The organism is Microvirga sp. VF16 (assembly GCF_016864375.1).
Lineage (GTDB): Bacteria > Pseudomonadota > Alphaproteobacteria > Rhizobiales > Beijerinckiaceae > Microvirga.
The window spans coordinates 25,291-43,667 of record NZ_CP069355.1; the positions used below are offsets into that span (position 1 = coordinate 25,291).

Annotated in this window: 24 protein-coding genes and 1 pseudogene; 8 read left to right on the plus strand and 17 right to left on the minus strand. The window is 60.1% G+C overall.

Annotated features, from left to right (window positions below):
- The first annotated feature begins 29 nt into the window (after nucleotides 1-29).
- Nucleotides 30-431: a tyrosine-type recombinase/integrase gene (locus tag JO965_RS48060; protein ID WP_246776989.1), complete on the plus strand. Its 402-nt coding sequence runs from the start codon at nucleotides 30-32 to the stop codon at nucleotides 429-431.
- 120 nt (nucleotides 432-551) lie between these two features.
- On the opposite strand, the gene JO965_RS25595 is transcribed toward JO965_RS48060, so the two are convergent.
- The 6 genes from JO965_RS25595 to JO965_RS25620 all read right to left on the minus strand — a co-directional run bounded on the left by JO965_RS25595 (nucleotide 552) and on the right by JO965_RS25620 (nucleotide 6,715).
- Nucleotides 552-1,406 carry a DUF3800 domain-containing protein gene (locus JO965_RS25595; protein ID WP_203444955.1) on the minus strand — a complete coding sequence of 285 codons (855 nt, stop codon included), beginning with the start codon at nucleotides 1,404-1,406 and terminating at the stop codon, nucleotides 552-554.
- A 300-nt stretch (nucleotides 1,407-1,706) separates the two neighbouring features.
- Nucleotides 1,707-1,967 carry a hypothetical protein gene (locus tag JO965_RS25600; protein WP_203444956.1) on the minus strand — a complete coding sequence of 87 codons (261 nt, stop codon included), beginning with the start codon at nucleotides 1,965-1,967 and terminating at the stop codon, nucleotides 1,707-1,709.
- Nucleotide 1,968: 1 nt separating this feature from the next.
- On the minus strand, nucleotides 1,969-2,184 hold the full coding sequence (locus tag JO965_RS25605) for a hypothetical protein (protein ID WP_203444957.1): 216 nt from the start codon (nucleotides 2,182-2,184) through the stop codon (nucleotides 1,969-1,971).
- A gap of 311 nt (nucleotides 2,185-2,495) precedes the next feature.
- A complete protein-coding gene (locus JO965_RS25610) occupies nucleotides 2,496-3,053 on the minus strand; it encodes a hypothetical protein (protein ID WP_203444958.1) in 558 nt (185 codons plus the stop codon).
- A 267-nt stretch (nucleotides 3,054-3,320) separates the two neighbouring features.
- Nucleotides 3,321-6,353 (minus strand): LPD7 domain-containing protein, encoded by a 3,033-nt coding sequence (locus JO965_RS25615; protein WP_203444959.1) that lies wholly within the window; start codon nucleotides 6,351-6,353, stop codon nucleotides 3,321-3,323.
- On the minus strand, nucleotides 6,350-6,715 hold the full coding sequence (locus tag JO965_RS25620; RefSeq protein ID WP_203444960.1) for a plasmid mobilization relaxosome protein MobC: 366 nt from the start codon (nucleotides 6,713-6,715) through the stop codon (nucleotides 6,350-6,352). Before JO965_RS25620 ends, JO965_RS25615 begins: the two co-directional genes overlap by 4 nt.
- 564 nt (nucleotides 6,716-7,279) lie before the next feature.
- On the opposite strand from JO965_RS25620, the gene JO965_RS25625 reads away from it, so the two are divergent.
- The 4 genes from JO965_RS25625 to JO965_RS25635 all read left to right on the plus strand — a co-directional run bounded on the left by JO965_RS25625 (nucleotide 7,280) and on the right by JO965_RS25635 (nucleotide 8,987).
- A complete protein-coding gene (locus tag JO965_RS25625) occupies nucleotides 7,280-8,032 on the plus strand; it encodes a ParA family protein (RefSeq protein WP_203444961.1) in 753 nt (250 codons plus the stop codon).
- Nucleotides 8,033-8,046: 14 nt separating this feature from the next.
- Nucleotides 8,047-8,481, plus strand: coding sequence for a hypothetical protein (locus JO965_RS25630; protein WP_203444962.1), 435 nt, complete (start codon nucleotides 8,047-8,049; stop codon nucleotides 8,479-8,481).
- 119 nt (nucleotides 8,482-8,600) lie between these two features.
- The gene (locus JO965_RS48965; protein WP_256451924.1) at nucleotides 8,601-8,723 is read left to right on the plus strand and encodes a hypothetical protein; all 123 of its coding nucleotides are present in this window, start codon (nucleotides 8,601-8,603) and stop codon (nucleotides 8,721-8,723) included.
- Nucleotides 8,724-8,765: 42 nt separating this feature from the next.
- A complete protein-coding gene (locus JO965_RS25635; protein ID WP_203444963.1) occupies nucleotides 8,766-8,987 on the plus strand; it encodes a hypothetical protein in 222 nt (73 codons plus the stop codon).
- Nucleotides 8,988-9,234: 247 nt separating this feature from the next.
- Here JO965_RS25635 and JO965_RS48070 read toward each other — a convergent pair whose 3' ends face one another.
- The 4 genes from JO965_RS48070 to JO965_RS48075 form a co-directional block, all read right to left on the minus strand.
- The gene (locus JO965_RS48070) at nucleotides 9,235-9,408 is read right to left on the minus strand and encodes a hypothetical protein (RefSeq protein WP_246777091.1); all 174 of its coding nucleotides are present in this window, start codon (nucleotides 9,406-9,408) and stop codon (nucleotides 9,235-9,237) included.
- A gap of 49 nt (nucleotides 9,409-9,457) precedes the next feature.
- Entirely contained in the window at nucleotides 9,458-9,847 is a 390-nt protein-coding gene (locus JO965_RS25645) for a type II toxin-antitoxin system VapC family toxin (RefSeq protein WP_203444964.1), read from the minus strand.
- Entirely contained in the window at nucleotides 9,848-10,087 is a 240-nt protein-coding gene (locus JO965_RS25650) for a type II toxin-antitoxin system VapB family antitoxin (protein ID WP_203444965.1), read from the minus strand.
- Nucleotides 10,088-10,553: 466 nt separating this feature from the next.
- On the minus strand, nucleotides 10,554-10,856 hold the full coding sequence (locus JO965_RS48075) for a DUF2958 domain-containing protein (RefSeq protein ID WP_246776990.1): 303 nt from the start codon (nucleotides 10,854-10,856) through the stop codon (nucleotides 10,554-10,556).
- Nucleotides 10,857-11,298: 442 nt separating this feature from the next.
- On the opposite strand from JO965_RS48075, the gene JO965_RS25660 reads away from it, so the two are divergent.
- Complete coding sequence (locus tag JO965_RS25660; RefSeq protein ID WP_203444967.1) at nucleotides 11,299-11,526, plus strand: hypothetical protein; 228 nt, start codon at nucleotides 11,299-11,301, stop codon at nucleotides 11,524-11,526.
- Between the two features lie 149 nt (nucleotides 11,527-11,675).
- Here the strand turns inward: JO965_RS25660 and JO965_RS25665 are convergent, their stop codons facing one another.
- Both JO965_RS25665 and JO965_RS25670 read right to left on the minus strand, forming a co-directional pair.
- A complete protein-coding gene (locus JO965_RS25665) occupies nucleotides 11,676-12,011 on the minus strand; it encodes a hypothetical protein (protein WP_203444968.1) in 336 nt (111 codons plus the stop codon).
- Between the two features lie 14 nt (nucleotides 12,012-12,025).
- Nucleotides 12,026-12,907 carry an ArdC family protein gene (locus JO965_RS25670; RefSeq protein ID WP_203444969.1) on the minus strand — a complete coding sequence of 294 codons (882 nt, stop codon included), beginning with the start codon at nucleotides 12,905-12,907 and terminating at the stop codon, nucleotides 12,026-12,028.
- Between the two features lie 561 nt (nucleotides 12,908-13,468).
- On the opposite strand from JO965_RS25670, the gene JO965_RS25675 reads away from it, so the two are divergent.
- Complete coding sequence (locus tag JO965_RS25675) at nucleotides 13,469-13,828, plus strand: hypothetical protein (RefSeq protein WP_203445582.1); 360 nt, start codon at nucleotides 13,469-13,471, stop codon at nucleotides 13,826-13,828.
- 15 nt (nucleotides 13,829-13,843) lie between these two features.
- Here the strand turns inward: JO965_RS25675 and JO965_RS25680 are convergent, their stop codons facing one another.
- From JO965_RS25680 to JO965_RS49440, 5 genes and pseudogenes are all read right to left on the minus strand, one after another.
- A complete protein-coding gene (locus JO965_RS25680; RefSeq protein WP_203444970.1) occupies nucleotides 13,844-14,233 on the minus strand; it encodes a type II toxin-antitoxin system VapC family toxin in 390 nt (129 codons plus the stop codon).
- On the minus strand, nucleotides 14,233-14,481 hold the full coding sequence (locus JO965_RS25685) for a type II toxin-antitoxin system VapB family antitoxin (protein WP_203444971.1): 249 nt from the start codon (nucleotides 14,479-14,481) through the stop codon (nucleotides 14,233-14,235). Before JO965_RS25685 ends, JO965_RS25680 begins: the two co-directional genes overlap by 1 nt.
- 677 nt (nucleotides 14,482-15,158) lie before the next feature.
- Complete coding sequence (locus tag JO965_RS25690) at nucleotides 15,159-15,749, minus strand: methyltransferase type 12 (protein ID WP_371826919.1); 591 nt, start codon at nucleotides 15,747-15,749, stop codon at nucleotides 15,159-15,161.
- 284 nt (nucleotides 15,750-16,033) lie between these two features.
- Nucleotides 16,034-16,204, minus strand: a pseudogene (locus JO965_RS48080) (hemolysin III family protein); the annotation flags it as partial.
- Nucleotides 16,137-16,334 carry a hypothetical protein gene (locus JO965_RS49440; protein WP_203445467.1) on the minus strand — a complete coding sequence of 66 codons (198 nt, stop codon included), beginning with the start codon at nucleotides 16,332-16,334 and terminating at the stop codon, nucleotides 16,137-16,139. The pseudogene JO965_RS48080 and the gene JO965_RS49440, both read right to left, overlap by 68 nt.
- Before the next feature lie 522 nt (nucleotides 16,335-16,856).
- Here JO965_RS49440 and JO965_RS25700 point away from each other — a divergent pair.
- Nucleotides 16,857-18,377: a Wadjet anti-phage system protein JetA family protein gene (locus JO965_RS25700; protein ID WP_203444972.1), complete on the plus strand. Its 1,521-nt coding sequence runs from the start codon at nucleotides 16,857-16,859 to the stop codon at nucleotides 18,375-18,377.

Here is an 18,377-nt window from a genome sequence, read left to right on the forward strand (position 1 = left end):
GAGGATTGAGAGCCGGAAGGGTTGTCCTTATGTCCTACGGCCTGCCCGGCGGTTGGGAGCGGATCGCGGAGCGGGCCAAGTTCACGGACGTGACGCCTCACACACTCCGGCATTCCTTCGCCAGCGTAGCTGGCGATCTCGGCTTCACGGAATCCACCATAGCCGCGATGCTGGGCCATGCGGCTGGGTCAGTGACAAGCCGCTATGTCCATCATCTCGATAGGGCATCGGACGAGAAGTCAGATCCGGTGAGTTCTGCATTCCAGCAATCTCGGAGCCAAACTCGAAGCCGCTGGCGGTGCGTCCACCTAACGGTCCGACGCGCTAGCGTCCTGATCGCGGCGGCCGATAAGGTGGCGCGGGCGATCTATGCCCAGATGACGGGAGAGGAAGGGAAGATCGTGCAGCTCTCAAGCCGTGCGGCGCGGTGATTGATGTTTTTGCGGTGTAACAGGTGTAACGCGTGTAACAGCACTGATTTTAAAGGCAAATTCCTGTTATACCGCAATTTTCGGCAGGTGTAACAGGTGTAACAAACCTCATTTTGGCACTCAAGTGCCCATAGAGCGCACAGTAATCTGTTCTGTTGAGCTATCCTCGATAACAGTAGTCGATTGAGATGAGATAACAGTTAGCCGCCGCCGGGATTGACGTTCAATAATAATTCCTCTGGGCGTCCTCTCCATGACAGTGCTGTTCACGGCTATGTTGTGTAGACGGTCTCCAAAGAGACGGCTCATGGGCTCATAGTCGGGAAACTCTTCCGGCGAAGCCTTATGTGCATAGACCCGCCCTACGAGGGTTGCGATCCAATCAGCCGCCTGCATGCTCTGGTTGAGGTAGCTTTCAACTTCAAATGGCGGGCTGATGAGACGCCTTGCCGGCGCTTCGCCAAACATGGTCTTGGCTGCCGTTTCAAGCAATTCCTTGCGCGCAGAGTGCTCATCAATCACAAGAGCGAAGTTCTCCCCAATCTGCTCACAGTAATTATCGATCTTCCTGATCGCGTGAGACAGAATGGTTTTGTATAGACCCATAGAGTTGAGGTCTGTTCTGTTTTTGATCTTCTCTCGGCCATAATAAAAAACAGCCCCATCATCCCGATGGAGCCTATTCATCATTCGGTAAATTGTTCGTCTGATATTCGGATACTGCTCTACAGGTCGAGGGCGGAGAAAGGATGTGCCTTTCTTCTCCCACTGAGAAGCCATCTTACCTGATCGGATAATTTCCTCTGAGAAGAGGAGCTCTTTTTGTTGGAGGAAGAACGAAGCGAACGGCCGGATCGCAGGTTCGGGCAGCAGAATCCCAGCAAGCCCGAAAACAGGACTTTCATTATAGACCGGCGCAGATCGGCCAAAGTAGGGGCCGATATGGCCAAACTCATCAATGTAAGCGAAGATCATAAACTCAGAAGCCCGCGTCGTTAGACGCGGGCCCTGGAATGAGCGCGGGGCCATATCCGCCCCGCATCTCCGAGTACATAACTATCGAACCCCAGCCCGCGTTTCAACTGTTTTTATGGCTGAATCCCCCACCCGTTGCAACATGACGGTGTCAGGCATTAGGGCCGCATCCTGAATATGGGGTGATTTCCCTTGCTTTTCAACGGAAAGCCAGCCGTTCCAACGTTGCGAAAAAGGTAATCACAAGGTCTTGAGGTACCTCAAAATGCTGTTCCTTCAGCTGCACCACCAGGCCAGTACCTAATTCCGGATTGAATCGTGCCTGGCCTCGATCTCTGCCACGACAATCTGCAAACGAGCCTTCTCGTGCTTCTCATGCAGTTCAAGATAGCGGTCCCGCTCTTCGGAGCTCTTGCTCTCTAGGTTCTCGGGCCGCGTGAAGGCATAGAACTCGGCGCTTTCCTCCGCCGTCAGTCCGATGAAGACCTCTCGGCCTTCGCTATCGGTCGAGAGCATCCGCATGTCGTCCAGGTAGGCCCGCTCGGCTGGACTGAAATCCATCTTATACAGCTCCAAGGAAACCGGAGATATTGTAATCAGGTTCATCCTCGCCCTCGGCAATGACAGCATCCAGAGCCTCGATGGCAGTGTGAACCTGGACCAGCTTCTGTATCCGGTCATCGTGGTGAGGGCCGCCAACCCAATAGGCTTCTTGGCGCCGGCGTTCGACCAGCTCAGCCCGCAGCTTCTTCAGATCCTCGACTGTCTTCCCGGCCATTTCTCACTCCTTAGGTTTTGTCTTTTTCGCACTCTTGTGGGATGTCAGTTTTCGTGACGACTTGGCCAAGGGCTTTAAGGTCTCTGCGGCTTGCTTTGCCTCTGTTTCCTGTTGATCAGCCTTTTGGTGACGTGGCCGCCGAAGTAGGATGGCCCTGAAGGGAGCCGCCGCTCTATCAAGATCCTCGATGATTCAGTCAGACACGCGATGATGCTGCACGCCCGTGAAGCCTATAGAGCGCTCGGCGGCACCGATGCGGAATGGATTGGACGTTCAATCCCCATGGGGCCACGCGAGCTCACTCACCAGTCTTAGTCGATCGGGAAGCTGCGGGTTTTATCTCGCTCTAATCGGGCTTGCACTTCAGCAAGACGGCGGTCGGCAACTGTGCCGATAGCCTCTCTGATTTGCGGTTTCAGCCCTTCCATCTCTTTGCGAAGACGATCAAGGTTTTCGGATACCCTCGCGATGAAAGAATCCACGTTCTTATCGAGGCTATCGTCGTCATAGAAAGTCGCGATTAAGCCGCCCGTACCGGTACTTGCAGGTATTTCTATGACGTTGCTGTGTGAAGGCGCAATGTGCAGGCTCTTTGGATAGCCTTCCATTGGGATTGTTACGTCGATTACAGACACCTGTACATCACGAACATCACCGTAATCTCTGACCTGACGCGTCTCTATGCGTCTCTTTCCTCGCCGTCCTTCCGGCTTAAGCGTGGCAACCACGAAGCGAAAGCCATTTGCCACCTCATCTAGCTTAGCTGATAGGTCGGCACTTAGAAGGTCCTTCTCAGAGATGGCTTCAGCCCTGGCAACTGCCTCTCTGATTTTCTCGTCTCGAAAATTATGGAAGCTTTCTTGAAACAATCTTTCTCTCATTCTTCACCTTTGTGCGAATCGGATCGCCGCGAAGATTGTTTCGGATCGGCAGTTCAACCGTAAGAACGGATTCGTCTAATCCACAGATGTAGAGCCGGCCTCTCCGCCGGTGTGGTGACCATATGGTGACACCGGCATCGCTGCCTAATCACCTATTACCGCTAAGTTTTTAAGAAGATTGGCGCACCCGACGCGATTCGAACGTGTGGCCTTTGCCTTCGGAGGGGTAGCGCTCTAGCCAACTGAACCAACGCGCTATGGTCGGTGCCTGGGTTTATTGGTCTCATGGCGTCGCTCCTTGGGATGGTTGCCCGCCTGCTGTCGATCGAATTTGGCAGTCTCGGGCTCAGCGGTCTTCGCCTCCGGCTTTGCCGGTTGCTCCTGCTGCACCTGGCGCACAACCTCCGTCTGCCACACGCCGCGCTCAACGGCCTTCTCCTCACGGTGGGTGACTTCGCCAGTTTTCTCGTCCTTCACGGGAACCGGTTTCGTCACATGCTCGATGCCAAGATACTGCGCCTTCACGGTATCGCCAGGTTGTGCGTCGGCCGCCTTGAGATCCTTGGCAACCTGAACGCTCCAGATCCGGTGAACGCGGCCATCCTCGGTCCGAAGATCGACATATGGTGAAACGTCGTTCTTCGGATCGTCTTTATAACGGCCCTCCCCGATCGATACCAGAACGCCCACCATAGCCGGCCGCTCGGCGCTGTCCTTCTCCGGCTTGGCGGTCGGGGCGGCCTCGGTCTTTGCCGTCGAGGCTTCCGGTCTGCTGGCGGTTTCCGCCTTGGCCTCCGGTGCTGCGCTCGAGGTCGGTTTTTGCGCGGGGGCGTCTTTCGCCTTCTCCGTCTGCAGTGCGGCCTCGCGGACCTCCGCGGTTTCCTTCGCAGCCTCCAGCTTGCCAAGACGCTGCCGCTCGGCAGCGATCCGCTCTTGCAGTTCGGGGTTCGTGATCTTGAAGCCGTGTTCGGCGGCAAGGCTTACAACCATGCTCTTGTACTCGTCATTGCCCTTGATCGTTAGACCCTCCCACTTTTCAGAGGACAGCTGCAGAGCGGCGCGAACCGTCTCCCGGTCCTTCCAGTCGTGGATTTTCACCTGCTTACCGTTGTCCACGAAAGCCAGCTTCTCGCCCGTCGGCGTCTCGCGGAAATAGTGGACCTCTGTTCCCTTGGCCTTCGAGCGGAAGCCCTCAACGCTATTCGGCCTGGGCTCAACATAACGGTCGCCCTCAATGTCCGGACGGCGGCTCTCGGCCTGCTTGCGCTTCTCGGCAAGTGCCGTCTCAAGATCCTGAATGGCCTCCTTCGCCGTCTCTGCGAGGGCTGGGCGCGCCTCCGCGGGAGCAGCCTGAATCAAGGCGGCGATATTAGTCTTCATGGAGTCAACCGTGCTCTCCATCCGCTCAAGTGTCGGCATGGTGGGCTTTCCTTTCTGCTCAGACTGGATCTCGGATTGCCGCTCGGCGCGCTCGATGGCCGTGCGGGTGCGTTCTTGAAGCTCCACCACCCTGCGCTCCGGCACGGGGGTCAACGGCTGCTGTCGTGCGGCCAGATCGCGGCTGACCGTGACATAAGCCTCGGGATTGGTGCGGGACGGCGTGACTTCGGACAGGCGCGACCGGGGCACGTCCACGTAAGAGACGCTGCCCTTGAACGATGCCGCCAATGTCTCGGCGGTGGCGCGATCTCGCGCAAACAGCGGCGCGCTCGATGGTGGAGCTCCCGGCTTCTCGGCGCGGTAAAGCCGGATGCTATCGGGGGCTAGGGTCGGCTCGGGGCTCGAGGCCTGGGCAATCGCCACAGCTTGCCAACCGCGCGCAACCTCATTGGCGCGCTTGCGGCCCTCCTCGCGGGTGGGAATGTGAATGGCGCGGGTCTTTGCTGCCTCGACGCGACGGCGGGCGCTCTCGGGGGCGGTGCCGCGCTCGAGGCGGCGAATGTCCTTGAGCTTGTAGCCCGGAACATGGGCCTGCTCGAACCGGCTCACGGCTTCCATGGGGATGTTCCGCTGACGGGCTTCCTCGGCCAGCGTCTCGCGCCAACGCTGCAGATCCTGAATGCGGGGATCCATTTTCTTGCCGTGGCTGTCCCGCATTCTCACAGCAGTATGAACGTGAATGTGCTGCCGGTTGGTGTGGAGGGCGAACACGTATTCCCGGCCCCCAAACTCCCGGTCCAGGGTGGCACGAACGGCATCCACGAAAGCCGCTGTGTCGGTGCCGGGTTTGGCCGAAAAGATGATATGCGCGATTTCACGCTGATCAGTCGAGCGCAGGTCGCGCTTCCATGACTTCGCCTCGGACCATGCGGCCTCCGCGCTTGCCAGAACCTTGCCCTTGCTGGTGATGACGGAATGCGCGCCGTTCCTGGAGAGGCGCAAGAGATGCCGGCTTGCACCCTCGACCCCATGCAGGAAGCCCTGAGCCTCGAAGGTGGCTCCGTCGAAGGAATCCGATAGGCGGCGCTCGAGGGCGCCAAGGGATTTGCGGTTGTCGTAAACCCGAACCACCCTGCCCTGCTCGTCTCTTTGCGAGCTCGCGGCCGACATCACCACATGCAGCCGCGACTGGCTGCCCTGCTCCTCGATGCGGAAGGCATAGCGATGACCAGCCAGCGCCTCGGCCAAAGCGGCTTGGGCTTCGCTTTGTGAAACCCCGCCGTTGATCGTGAGAGTGAAGCTCAGAACGTCCTTGGACGGCTCGCGCGCTGGAGTGTCTTCCTGCCAGCGGGCGACAAGCGCCTGAATCGCCTCCTTGCCTTGAACGTGCGAACCGTCCTGACGCTCAAGCGCCAGCTCGCCATTGTGGCTCTGATAGGTCAGAAGCGCCGACACGCGGGCGCGACCACTGGCATAACTCGCGAGTTTCACGACGGCGGCTTGCGATCCCATCGCAAGCGCCGCGCGCTTCACCGCGACCGAACGGACCTCGACCGCATAAGCCTCCTGCGCGGCTCCAACCGACTGCACGGCGAAGGCCGGACCCGCGGCGAGGATCCCCGCCCCTGCTCCCATGACCTTACGGCGGCGGCGCTCCTCCTCCTCGGGAGTAACGACAATCCGCGAACCGGACGCAGGAAGATAGCTGGCTGGCCGGGGCGCTGCCGGTGCGGCCGGCACTCCCCGGCTCGAGGCCGAATCCTTCGGCTTGTTCGAGGACTTGGCCGGGGTCTCCTCATAGAGACCGGCCGCAATGGCATTCGCGTCCCGATTAGCCTGCAATCGAGCCCGCGCCCGAAAGGACAGGCCCGCAAAATCGAGACCATCAAAGACGGCAGCATTGATCATGCCTGCTCATCCTGGAGGGCTTCGAGCGCCCATTTCCGCGACCGCGCGACCATCGACACATAGAGCTGATCGTAAGCCTGAATGGCGCCGGCGATGTCCTCCAACACCGTGCGCAACGTCGCGTCGGGCGGAACAAGACCCTGGTTCATGGCGCGCGCGACCTGATTGAGGTTCACACCCACAGCGCGGGTTTGAGCGGAAAGCTCTTCAATCGCCGCTTTTGCCTTGCCGTCAAACGTCGGGCCAAGTCCTCCTGCGGCACGCACCAGACGGCGCAATCCCTCGCTTTCGCTGACATTGGATGCCTTGCACTCGGCGGCAAAACGCGCTCGCTCGCTCGGCTGGAGCCGAACCTTAATCACGTCGCTGCGCGTCTCCTTCGCCGTCAAAATCTCGGTCCTTTGTGAACGCGGGAGGCTCCGGTTGCCGTCTCGTGGCAACTGCCGGAGCCTCTAAACCCGCCTGGTCAGGGCACACGGAAGATCGTGTACCACGATGTTCCCTATCCTGCCATTCAAGAAACAAACTTATGAATTTTTTGCCCCCTGAACCTTCGCAACATTTTGGGGGTTCAAAAGTCCCGGAATGTTCGAAAGCCGCTCCGGGTTTGGAAACGCCGAAAGTGCAGGAACGCGGCAGATCTTCTGAGCCTCACGAAGCCTTCTAACCTTCCAAACCTTCGCGACGTGGATAAGTGCGAGAACATATGCAATATTTAATGTGTTATGACATTTTTTATGCCACAACGTATATTGCAAATTCGAAAGGTTTCGGAAGGCGAAAACTTCTTGGGGTTTCGAGCACCCAAAAGCTTTTGCGGCTGCGGAATGGCGCAAAGCTTCAAAACCTTCGGAATGCAGAAAAGCTTTGAAACGTCGGCGGGTGGTCGAAGGATTTTTGGCTGCCGGAGGAAGAGGGTGTGAGAGATGGCACAGGTGCCGATTGTTGCGTTTGCGACCTCAAAGGGCGGGAGTGGCAAGACCACGAGCTGCATTCTCGTGGCGGGAGAAATCGCCGCCCGCGGCGAGCGCGTGTTGATCCTCGACACGGACCCTCAGCAGTCCGCCGTCAAATGGTTTAAACGTTGCCAAGCGGCCAATCGCCTGCCGGAGCGGATCGAGGTTGTCTCGTGCTTAGGCGAAGCGGCGCTGGCGGATCGCCTCAAGGCGCTGCCAGACGACGGCCTGGTGTTCATTGACGTTCAGGGGATCCTCTCCCCGGTCATGGCGATTGTCGCGGCGCGCGCCAACGTGGTGGCTGTGCCAAGCCGAGCCAGTCAGCTTGATCTGGAAGAAGCGCTTCCCTTTGTGCAATACACCGCTCACTTCCGGAGCAGCGGGGTGCGGGTGTTCCTCAACGAGGTGGAGGGCATTGCCCGGACCACGCAGGTCTTCAAGGACGCGGTTGCCTATCTTCAAGATAACAAGATCCCGTACTTCCGCACCATGTTGCAGCAACGGCCCATGTTCCGGGCTATCACCAACGACAAGGGAATGCTCGCAACCTTGGATGCAGACCCGGAGAGTGTGCGCAAGGCTCGCGCGAACGTCGCCGCTCTGACGGCTGAAATCTTGGACCTTCTGAGCCCGCCTCCTCAACAGCCAGTCGCGGCAGTCGCCGGCGAGGGCGTAGCCGAGCCGGAGACGCGCGAAGCCGCTCTCGCCGCTGAGGCGGTGTGAGCCGGGATCATATCATGTCCAAGTTTACGCTGCCTGATCCGGCACTCGGTGGAGGCAAGGAGCTTTCCCTTGATGAAATTCTGGCGAAAGGCCGCGAAGCGGCCGCCGCCACAGGGCAGATCATCACAGGCGATAAGCCCGCTGCCCCGCAACCGCCAAAGCCGGAACCCGAGTCTGTGACAGCGCCCTCTGCCCCGGCCTCGCCTGAGCCTGTTCGATCTTCAAAGCCAGCTGGTGAAGAAACCTCTGCGTCCGGTCCAAAGAAGATGGGGCGGCCGCCGCGTCCAAAGCCGGACCAAAAGCGGGAGAAGTGGGGCATCCAGATGCGGACGGATTTCGTCCTCGGGGTGCGCCGGATCGCCCTCGATCGACGCGTATCGCCCTTCGATGTGCTGGAGGAGGCCGTAGGTGCCTACCTCCAAAACAGATCCACCAAACGGGAATCCTGATCTCTCAAGAGGGCCTTACGTCCAGAACGACAATCAAGACGAAAGCCGGTGCGGCTGGAACGCGAACCAAGAGGGAAGTAGGATCGAAACCTGCGCCGGAGCGTGTTCGGTGGGATACGATGGTTCGGCCTGAGTTCCTGCTCGAGATGCGGATGCTCGCTCTGCATCGCCATGTCTCTCCATCTGATGTCCTCGACGATGCCCTCGCCACCTATCTTCGCGCCAATGCCGCCAAGCGATAGCGGCGGCGGGGCGCTCGAACCTTAAACAGTATGGAGTTTGTGATGTCTCGAACCTCGGCGCGTGGGGCCAAGCCCACGGCCAAAGCCAAGCGTCCTGGCCGTCCGCCGCTCGATGATGTGAAGCGCGAACGGTGGGGCGCGATGATCCGCCCCGATTTGCTCCTGGGGCTGCGCAAGCTCGCGCTGGATCGGGGCGTTTCCCCTTATGTCCTCCTCGATGATGCGGTTGAGGCCCTTCTGAAAAAAGCGGCCACGGCACGATAGGGGCTGCGATCTGTGAATGTGATTTTCCTCACCCGCCGCGATCCGGCGCGCAACATAGCCCGGTTCTATGTGATGTGCCTGGAGCCCGACCTGTTCGGGGCAATCGTGCTGGTGCAGGAATGGGGAAGGATTGGCGGCCTTACGCGACTGCGAAAGCCGCCGCAAAGCCTGCGCCGTACAACGGCGCGGCAAGATCCGGCGTGGCTATCAGGACGCCGGATCGTCGTCATGATGAGTTCGATTTTTCCTAGGTATCCAGCAATGTCCGTACCGCTTTGGCAACACGCACCAGGGAGAACGACCCATCCAACACCACATCGTCTAGGCCGTCCGTATCATCGATCCATTCCGGCGCGTCCTGAACCTGCTGCTTGAGGGCTTCAAGGATGGTTTGTGCAATATCCTCAGTCGAAGGTGTCACGATCTCGCTTCCTTTCATGGACAGGCGGATTTCTAGAATAAACTCGGCGTCAGGCCAGTTCGGTTTGCGCGAAGTCGTCGCCCTTGTAGAGCAAGGGAATGCGATAGGCTTTCGCACAGGCATAGGCAAAGCAGTCGCCAAAATTGAGGTCTGCCGGGTGGCGGTTGCGACCATAGAGGCGGGAGGCGGTCAACGCCTCGCGTCCGATACTGGCCGAAATCTGGATGATCTGCGCGTTCACCTCCTTCACGAAGCCATCCACCAGAGCCTCCGCGTCCTCGAACGGAATCTTCGCCTCTTTCACAAGGCCAAGAACCGACTCCCAAATCGACAGGGGCGAGACATAGACTTTGCTCGCCTCGGACAGCCGGGCGGCAAAAGTGCGCCATCCCTCTTCCTGCTTCAAGATCGCAACAACGACCGACGCATCCACGAACATTTAGAGGTTGCCTCCAAGCTCGTCATAAAACGCCTTGTCCGCCGTCTCGCCGGTCTTGGGATAGGTGGCGTAGCGATCCGCTAGGGCTTGAAGGCGGTCGGCCAAGGGAACCGCCTGCCGCGTGCGCTGGTATTCGTTTTCGACCGCTTCGCGGATCGCATTCGTCAGGGTGGTATTCTTCAATTTGGCAAGACGCCGCACGGCGGCATCCGTCGCCTGATCTGTCACAGAGAAAGCCATCTCTCTATATCTCCTCATCTATACGTATATTAGATTTTATATATACGCATTGTCAAGATTCCAGGCGGCCGTTTCAGCCTGTATCTTAACTGCTGGAAGCGTTGCGGGGCCTGGTGTGAAACCGGATCAAGGCTCGAAGACTTGGATCAGAGCGCGGCTTGCGCTATATTGAGGTCCGGAGTGGGAAGGGGGTTTTATCCCCCTCCCCGTTTCCTAGGCTATGAAGAATCGGACCCGGATAGACAGCGCCCAAGCCGTCCGGGTCCTTTTCATGTCTAGGGCAAAGCTAATGGGTAGAAACCACATGCTTTGGCCTCCGGTTTGAGGGCGAGGCGCTTGCCTCAACCGGGGAGCCTATCTCCCCGGATTGCGCCGCTTGGCTCGGCGCTGCTGCTTCCGCCCTCAAAACCTGCTGTGCCTACCTAATCCCTCTCCCCTTTCGGTTGTGTAAACCGCTGGCCTCACCTTAGACCGTGATGGAGCCTGCTTTTGCGGCGACGGCGTAGAGTTCCGACAGGGGGCGCTTGGGCCGAAACCGGAAATTGAGATCTTTGTAGACCGGGCGGAGCGGCTTGCTGGTGATCTCGGAGTGGCGAAAATAGCCCATGACCGGGAAGCCCCCGGTGTCGATCAAGCCCATGGCGGTGTCGCCGTCGTCGGGGTGGATCTCGGCCACAAGCCAAACGCTGTCCGCGTGAGGCGTGAACAGTTTCACAACCGGAACGGGGTCGGTGTGTTCGCGGTTGGCAAGCGCACCGTTCTTGAGCAACTGGCTCCACTCGTCTGCATCAAAAAGACCGGCGATCAGAGGGCGGTGATGGTGTCCATGGTGTCTCTCGTCTTCATTGTCGGGCGCAGCGCCAGCGCCTGCGCCCCTGCCACCTGGCGAACGCGGGGGAGAGGGGGCACCCCGAAGGCCAGGGACACCCACCCTGAAGGCGCGTAGGCGCCTGGAGGGCCGCCGCAGAGCGGTCATGCAGGGTTGGCAGGCTTTCAGCCTTACAAACCGAATGATGGGGAAACCGGCGCGACGGGTTGCGATGGGAGAGAGCCGCGCGCCTCTCTCCCCCGGCGATCTGCGATCAATCAAAAGACAATCGCCGCCGAACGCAGCGGCGGCTTTGTGAAAGCCGAGGGCTTCGGCCCTCGTCCGGCTTGGCGGGATCACGTTTAGCGGCCTAAGGTCGATCTCCTTACGGGGAGACACGAGAATGCACCTTCCAGGGGTCTTTGAACTCGACATCCGACCCGGCGACACGATCCGGCCTGCTACCGTCCGGATCGCGCTTCAACGCTACAGCATGGATGACAACAAGCGGGTTCTGATCACGCCGGAATGCGGCTCGTTCGATGAGCTGGAGGGCCAGATTAACGCGCTGCAAGACGAACTGGACGAACTGCAGCAAAGGGCGCGGCGGGCGTTTCAGGTGACCGTTTGACGATCCTATTGGGGCACAGGTCGGGAGGCGGGAGAGAACGCCTCCCGACACTGGCTCGCGCGACTCGGCTGTCTTTCTTACAAGCCGCGTATAGGAATGGCGCTCGGGGTCTTACCCGATCTTTGTGAAAGTGTGAACGGGCCTCCGTTTCACAACAGAGCGAGTTGCACGTTGCGGGGCGGCGCGGTCGAGGCCTCAGTGCGACCCTCGCGCCGGAGCCTCTCGGCCTCGCGTTTTAGAGCCTCGTCGCTCAAGTGCTGCCGCCGGTCCGTTGCTTCCTGCGCTCGAGCGCGGTTGATGTACCGTCCAAGGTTCTGCGCGAGATCCCGGTTGGTGGCGGCTTCTCGGATCAAGGCGGCCGCTATGGCGTCGCCGTCGTAATTCTCAAAGCATGAATCAAAGGCGCGGCAAGGCCGCGCGCCGCTGGCGATCAGGTCCGCTGCGTAGCGGACCCTCCCGGCGAAGGATTGGGGCTTGAAGCTCATGAGGCACCCTCCCCTCACGCCGCTCGCGGCGTGAGGTCGGCCAGGGCCAGGCCGCGCAGGTGGTCCGCAGCCTTCTGTGCGGCGCTGGCGGCGGTGAAGAATGCGCGCTCGTCCTTTTTGAGAATGGCAATCCAGTTCTGAATATATCCGGCGTGGCGGATATCGCCGTCAAAGCCAAATTCAGCACACAGGAAGGCGCTCGTCAGTTCCGCGACAAGCTCCTCAGCGGCATAGGCTTCGGAGCCAAAACGGTTCCGCAGGTCGCGCGCAAGGCGCTTCTCGCTTCCGGTCCAGTGGCCGAGTTCATGGAAGAGGGTTGCATAATAATGATCGGCGCTCTTGAACGTGACGAAATCGGGCATCATCACGAAGTCGGCGCTCGGGCGGTAATAGGCGCTCCCTTCGCCGTGGCGAACGTTGGCAAGGGTCACCTTCACAAAGTCCTCGGCAACGTCGATCCGCTGCTCGGGGTTCTGCGCCGGGGTTTGGCTGGCGGTGATGGTCTCGGGCAAGTTCTCGATCTGGTCGAGATTGAAGACGGTAAACTCGCGCAGGAAGGGAATGCGGCGGGTCTCAGATTCTCCGCTGTCGGTGGCCTCCTCCTTCTCGAAGGCGTTCACGTAAACGATCTTGTGGCCCTTCTCGCCCTTGCGCACGTTGCCGCCGAGTTCCTGCGCCTGCTTGTAGGTCATGAAACGGGGGCTTGTGAAATTGCCTGCGGCTTGCGCGATCCACAACAGGACGACATTGCAGCCGGAATAGGCGCGGCCCGTCGCGGCGTTGTGCGGCATCTGGGATCCTGTATATCCGCTCCACGGCTTCACCCAGGGCAGCGCGCCCTTTTCCATCTCGCCAAGAATGCGGTCGGTGACATCACGATAAAGGTTGCGGGTCATGCTCTCTCCTGTTGTGGGCGCAGCGCCAGCGCCTGCGCCCCTGCCTTCGCGGCGAGCAGCGGGGGGAGAGGGGGGCAAGGCCGAAAACCGGAGGGGGATCACCCACCCGGAAGGCGCGAACGCGCCTGGAGGGCCGCCGCAGAGCGGTCATGCAGGGCTGGCAGGCCCGCGGCCTGACAGACCGAATGATGGGGACACCGGTTTTTGGGGTTGCTGGGGAGAGGGGGCCGCGCGCCCCTCTTCCCTGCCCTCAAGCATGGATCTGTGAATGTCGGCGCCGGCACGGCGGCGGCTTTGTGAACAAGGGAGGCTCGCCCTCCCGCGAAAGCTGTCTAGGCGCGTCAAACGGCAGTAGCGCCCGGAGCGGAGCGAAGCAGGCCCGAAGCCGCCGCGCCATCACGGAGCGCCGTAGGAGAGCTGAGGGCCTGTGGGCAGGTTTTCCAATTCGTCCAGGGCGCATTGCCCCACGTTGAATGTTACCGATAGGTTCGCTGTTCCGGACGGGATGCGTCATCTTTTGTCATCCTGTTTCGGGGATGGTGGATGGCAAGGCATCTCAGCATGACAACACGCTCGGAACCGGTTGAAGCAATCATCGAGCGCTACCGATCAAGTGGCCGGGCGGACAAGCAGCGCATCCTGGATGAGTTTGTCGCGGTCACCGGCTGTCACCGCAAGCATGCGATCCGGGTCCTCTGTCGACCTGAGAAGAAGCCGCCCGCCGCCAGGCAATACGCCACCCGGTATGATGCCAGGGTCCGCGAGGCCCTGGTTGTGTTGTGGGAGACGTCCATCCCATCGGATCGGCGGCGCACGCCGCACTTTGCAGCGGCCTTTCGCGACTGCGGAAGCCGCCGACAAAGCCTGTGCCGCCGTGCGGCGCGGCAAGATCCGACGTGGCCCCCAGGAGGCCGGATCTAGCTCATGAGTGGTGCGCTAGCCCATATCCGTATGCGGGAAGTCCTTCCCCTTGTACAGCAAGGGGATGTTGTAGTTCTTCGCACAGGCATAGGCGAACGTATCGCCCATGTTCAACTGAGCCGGATGCGGCTTGCCATACTGAACGCGTGCCCGGATCGCGCGCTTTCCGATCTCCGGCGTGAGGCTGACGTTCCGAACCTTCAACGCAGTCATGAACTCCGTCACAAGCTCCTCGGCAACGTCAATGCTGATGTTCTTCGCCTTGCTGACAGCAAGGACGCTTTCCATCATCGCAACGGGCGAGGTGGTGAGCGGGGTTGTTGCCGCGTCCAGCTTGGCGAGCAGAATTTCCTTGTCCTCTTCGTTCGCCAGAATACCGCACACAGCGGACGCATCCAAAAACATTACTCTTCCCCCCATTCCTCGTCCGAAGCGCGTTTGTGCTCTTCCCACGTCATGGTGCTGCTGGTGCCAAGCCGCGCTGCCTTGTCGAGAACAGGGGCAAGCAACTCCCGAACGCTCTTCCTGCTGTTTTCCTTTTCCATGGCCCCATTCAGGGCATCCCTGATCACGTCCATTTTCTTGACCCGGCGCACCCGCGCCAAGTGTTCGATCTGGCTAAGCAACTCGGGGTCTTTGATGTTTAGCGCCATTTGGGTACCCTTTTAAGGCCTTCTTGGTACCACATAAAAGGTACCTTTCCAACATAACGGTGATGTTTCCTATTCCTTATGGCTGCAGTCGCAGTCGATCAGGAGAGAAGCGGCAATACTGATCGGGCACACGCAAGGCGCGGTCGTCTGTGAGACCAGAACGGGGACAAGTCTTGGACCAGAGCGCGGCTTGCGCTATATTGCCAGAGTGCATGGCGGGCTTTCACCCGCCACGCTCTTTGCTAGACGTACCAGAAATTGACCCGGAATCTCACTCGCCAGTGCTTCCGGGTCTTTTTGCGTTCAGGGTAAAGCTAATAGGTAGGCACCACATAGCTTATACCTCCGGTTTGAGGGCGAGGCGCTTGCCTCGTCCGGGGAGCCTATTTCCCCGGATCGCGCCGCTGGCTCGGCGCTGCTGCTTCCGCCCTCAAAACTTGCTGTGCCTTCCTTTTGTTGTAAGGCGTTATCGCCGAATCCCCCTCTCAGCCGGGGTAAAGGTCGGCTGCTCGGGCTTCGGCTTCACGCAAAAATCGGGATCGTCGTACCGCAAGCCCAGTAGTGCGCCGATTGCGGTTGAAAGCGATTCCTTGTAGGGGAGTGCCTGCTTTTCGACCCTCACGCCCTCAAGCCAGGTGTCGGCCTGAACTCGCGAGCATGCCTGCAGTCGGACGATATCATCGGGCGGCAAACAGGGCGGCACAGCCAATGATCTCCACCCTCACCTCGTCAAACCAGGTGGCCAGTTCCCGCCGCAGATCGTCAACACTGTCCTGCTGGTTCGAGAAGATCCCCTTCGCGTTGTAGAAGCCCATCAGCGCCCGAGCCGACCCGGAGCGCCCGACGCCCTGCGCCACAAAAGGGTTGAGCCGAACACAACCCCGTCGGGAGCAAGAAGCGGCTTGAGATGATCGAAGACCACTGCCTTCCGCTCCAGGGCACCCGGAAGACAGTCCAGCAGATAGTTTAGGCCAATGGAGGCAAAAGGGCCCGTCTCGAGCTGGAAGGATGCGGGCTGCGGCCCCTTCGAGGCAGACTGGGTTGAGATCCAGCAACGTGATCTGGGGCTGGTCGGAGGGAAACCGGCAGTGATCGAGAAACCAACCCGTGCCTACGCCCACATCGAGGTGACGGTCGCTCACGTTGTCATTGTAATGGTCGAGCAGACGTTGGGTCGGGCACTTCCAGATCAACGTATTGGAGAGGCCCAGCACCACCACATCGTAAACGTCGAGCGTCCGGGGTGTATAGACAGCCTGGCCGGCCATGACCGTGGGGTCCGCTCTCTCCTACTGTGTGTTCATTCTCGTGCCCTCCCGCCAAGCGTCATAGCGTACCGCCGCGGCATTATTGAGTGGGATACGGGATCGGAGTGCGCAACTCCCGGCCACGGCTCGCCAGCGTAGCGCTGGGTAGACGTCTTGCGTCTATTATTTTGGACAGTCTTGGCGGCGCAGTTCGTTTTAGATCAACAATAAACGCTCAGTGTACTGGCTTGAAGCCAGGACAGCAAAGGGATGCTCAAAATGAACCAGAGACCCCAGCCCGTTCGTCATGCGTCCGGTGCCATAACAAATGAGGAGAGCACAGCACCGTAGTGGCATGCAGTCGCCACGAGTACGAAAGCATGCCAGATCGCGTTTTGGAAACGCAGGCTATCCCACACATGGAAGAGCACGCCGGCAGTGTAAAGCAACGCGCCGGCTCCAAGCAGCCAGAGCGTTGTGCTCGGGAATGCGAGGATGTGATCCTAGAGAACAATTCCGCTCCGGGTATTCGTCATGCGATCCGGTCTTCAAACAGTCCAACAGCCGCGAAAATGTGGTCTTTCGGGAGCCATTGTCTCCGTAAATGACATTGAAGCGCTCAAAGCTCGAAAGCTAAGCGCCCCAGGTGAAGTCTGCGAAAACAGCCAGGTTCTTGATCTTACTGACCTTGACGAACATTGCTCCCCCAGCGACACCTTCTCTAAGCTAAGAAGGCTTTCGCAACGTCAGTGTGACTGATTCCCTACCCGATACAAGCAGACGTTGGCAGAGAGCAGGAGATTCGGGGCACACGACAGCGCGGCGCGGGTGAGCTCGTGGGCCAGGTGGCGCACGTCCATGCCGGCATCGTGCAGCACGGGATCGCCACCCTCAACCGGATGGGCGGGGACACCGCCCGTTCTCAAAAGAGGTAGTGGATATCGAGTTGACAAGCTTGGCCTTGTTTCCTATTTGTTCCAGCATGACCCAGGCGGCCGCACATATCGCCGACATCGAATCGCGCCTCCCGCGCCACGGCGAAGTGCATTCCGGAGCGGGCCAACAGGAAGAACGCCGGATGAGCAGGAGCCTTCACCCGCAGACTCAATCATCCGGCCAGCCGAACCCATGTCCCTCTTCCGCTATCTCAGTGACGACGCGTTCCTGATCTTTTCGCGCAAGCACCGCTACCTCTATGAGGCGGCGCTGCTCGAGGTGCATGAGCGCTTCTTCTCGTCCGGTGCAATTTTCCCGACCCCGCAGGAGGTCACGCACGTCATCTACGATCTCGTCGCGCGCCGGCCCGAGCTGCTTTTCGACGGCGAGGATCCCGGTGAGGGCCTTCCCGAGGTCGTCTCGAAGGGCCGCCGCAGACTGAAGTTTGCCGGGAACGGCGGCGAGACGGGCGACCGGGTCCTTAGGACGGCCAAGCTGGTCTACCAGGGGCTGGTCCGAACGGGCTGGCTTGAGGAGGAGGAGTACGGCCTCAAGATCACGGTCGACATGCCGATGGGCGCGCTGCTCGTCGTGCAGCGGCTCTCAAGCCTGAACTCCGACGTCTCGCAGCGGTTTGGCGGCCTGGTCGTCCACATCAAGACTAGCCTCGAGCTCGTGGAGGGATTGTCTGCGGAGAGGAGTCCCGAGAAGGCATCGACGGCCGTACACGCGCTTCGCGAGGCAAGGGTGCAGGCCGACCAGTTCGTGAAGACCCTGCGCGCGATCCTCTCCGACCTGAAGCGCATTCGCAAGTCGCTGATCGAGTCGCAAAACTTGCGCCAGAAGATGGACACCTACTTCGAGGAATTCATTGGCGAGCTGATCCTGAAGGACTTCCAGGCAATCCTCACCTTCAACCATCCGTATCGGTTCCGGGACCAGATCGTCTCGACGGCACGCCGGATCGCCTACACCGAGGACCTGCTGGCCATCATCGCGGACGGCTACATGGAAATCGGGGTCTCGCCCGACGCGCAAGCCGCCCGGGACGAGACGGTGAGCGACCTTCTATCGATCGAGGGCACGTTCGAGACCGTTGGCGACATGTTCGAGCGTATCGCGCAGTTCCGCCGTGCCCTTGAGTCGAGGCTGAGGAACACCGTCAAGTACGCCGAGCAGGGCGAGCGCGGTCTCGCCTCCCGCGCGCGCGACCTCGTCATCCGCATGGAGTCGCTGCTGCTCGCCAGTCCCGACCGCTACGCACGCGCCACTGTGCCGATCACGATCGAACCCGTCGCCACGCCTTGGTCAGAACGGCAGCTCGCGCCGCAGCGCCAAGCCCGACAGCCGATCGAGGCCAGGCCGCTCGCGAAGCGCCTCCACGATCCCATCTATGAGTTCCGCAAGCGCATGCGGGCCGACTACCTCGAGCGCGTCTCGCCATCCCCGGAGCGCGTGAAACGCTTTCTCGAGCGGGTCACACCGCCCTACCACACGACCGAGGCCCGGTTCATCGAGATCCAAACCGTCGACGACTTCTTGGCCTTTGATGCCGCACGGCGCTACGCGCTGACGAATGAGGTCCCTCCCCTCCTCTCCCGCGAATTCGAGTTCGAGTACCTGCCTGGTTCCGAGCCGCACGACAGCGAGTGGCTCCGGTGCAGCAACTTCGTGGTCCGCCGCCGCGGCGACCGCCAGCGCAAGGAGGCCTGA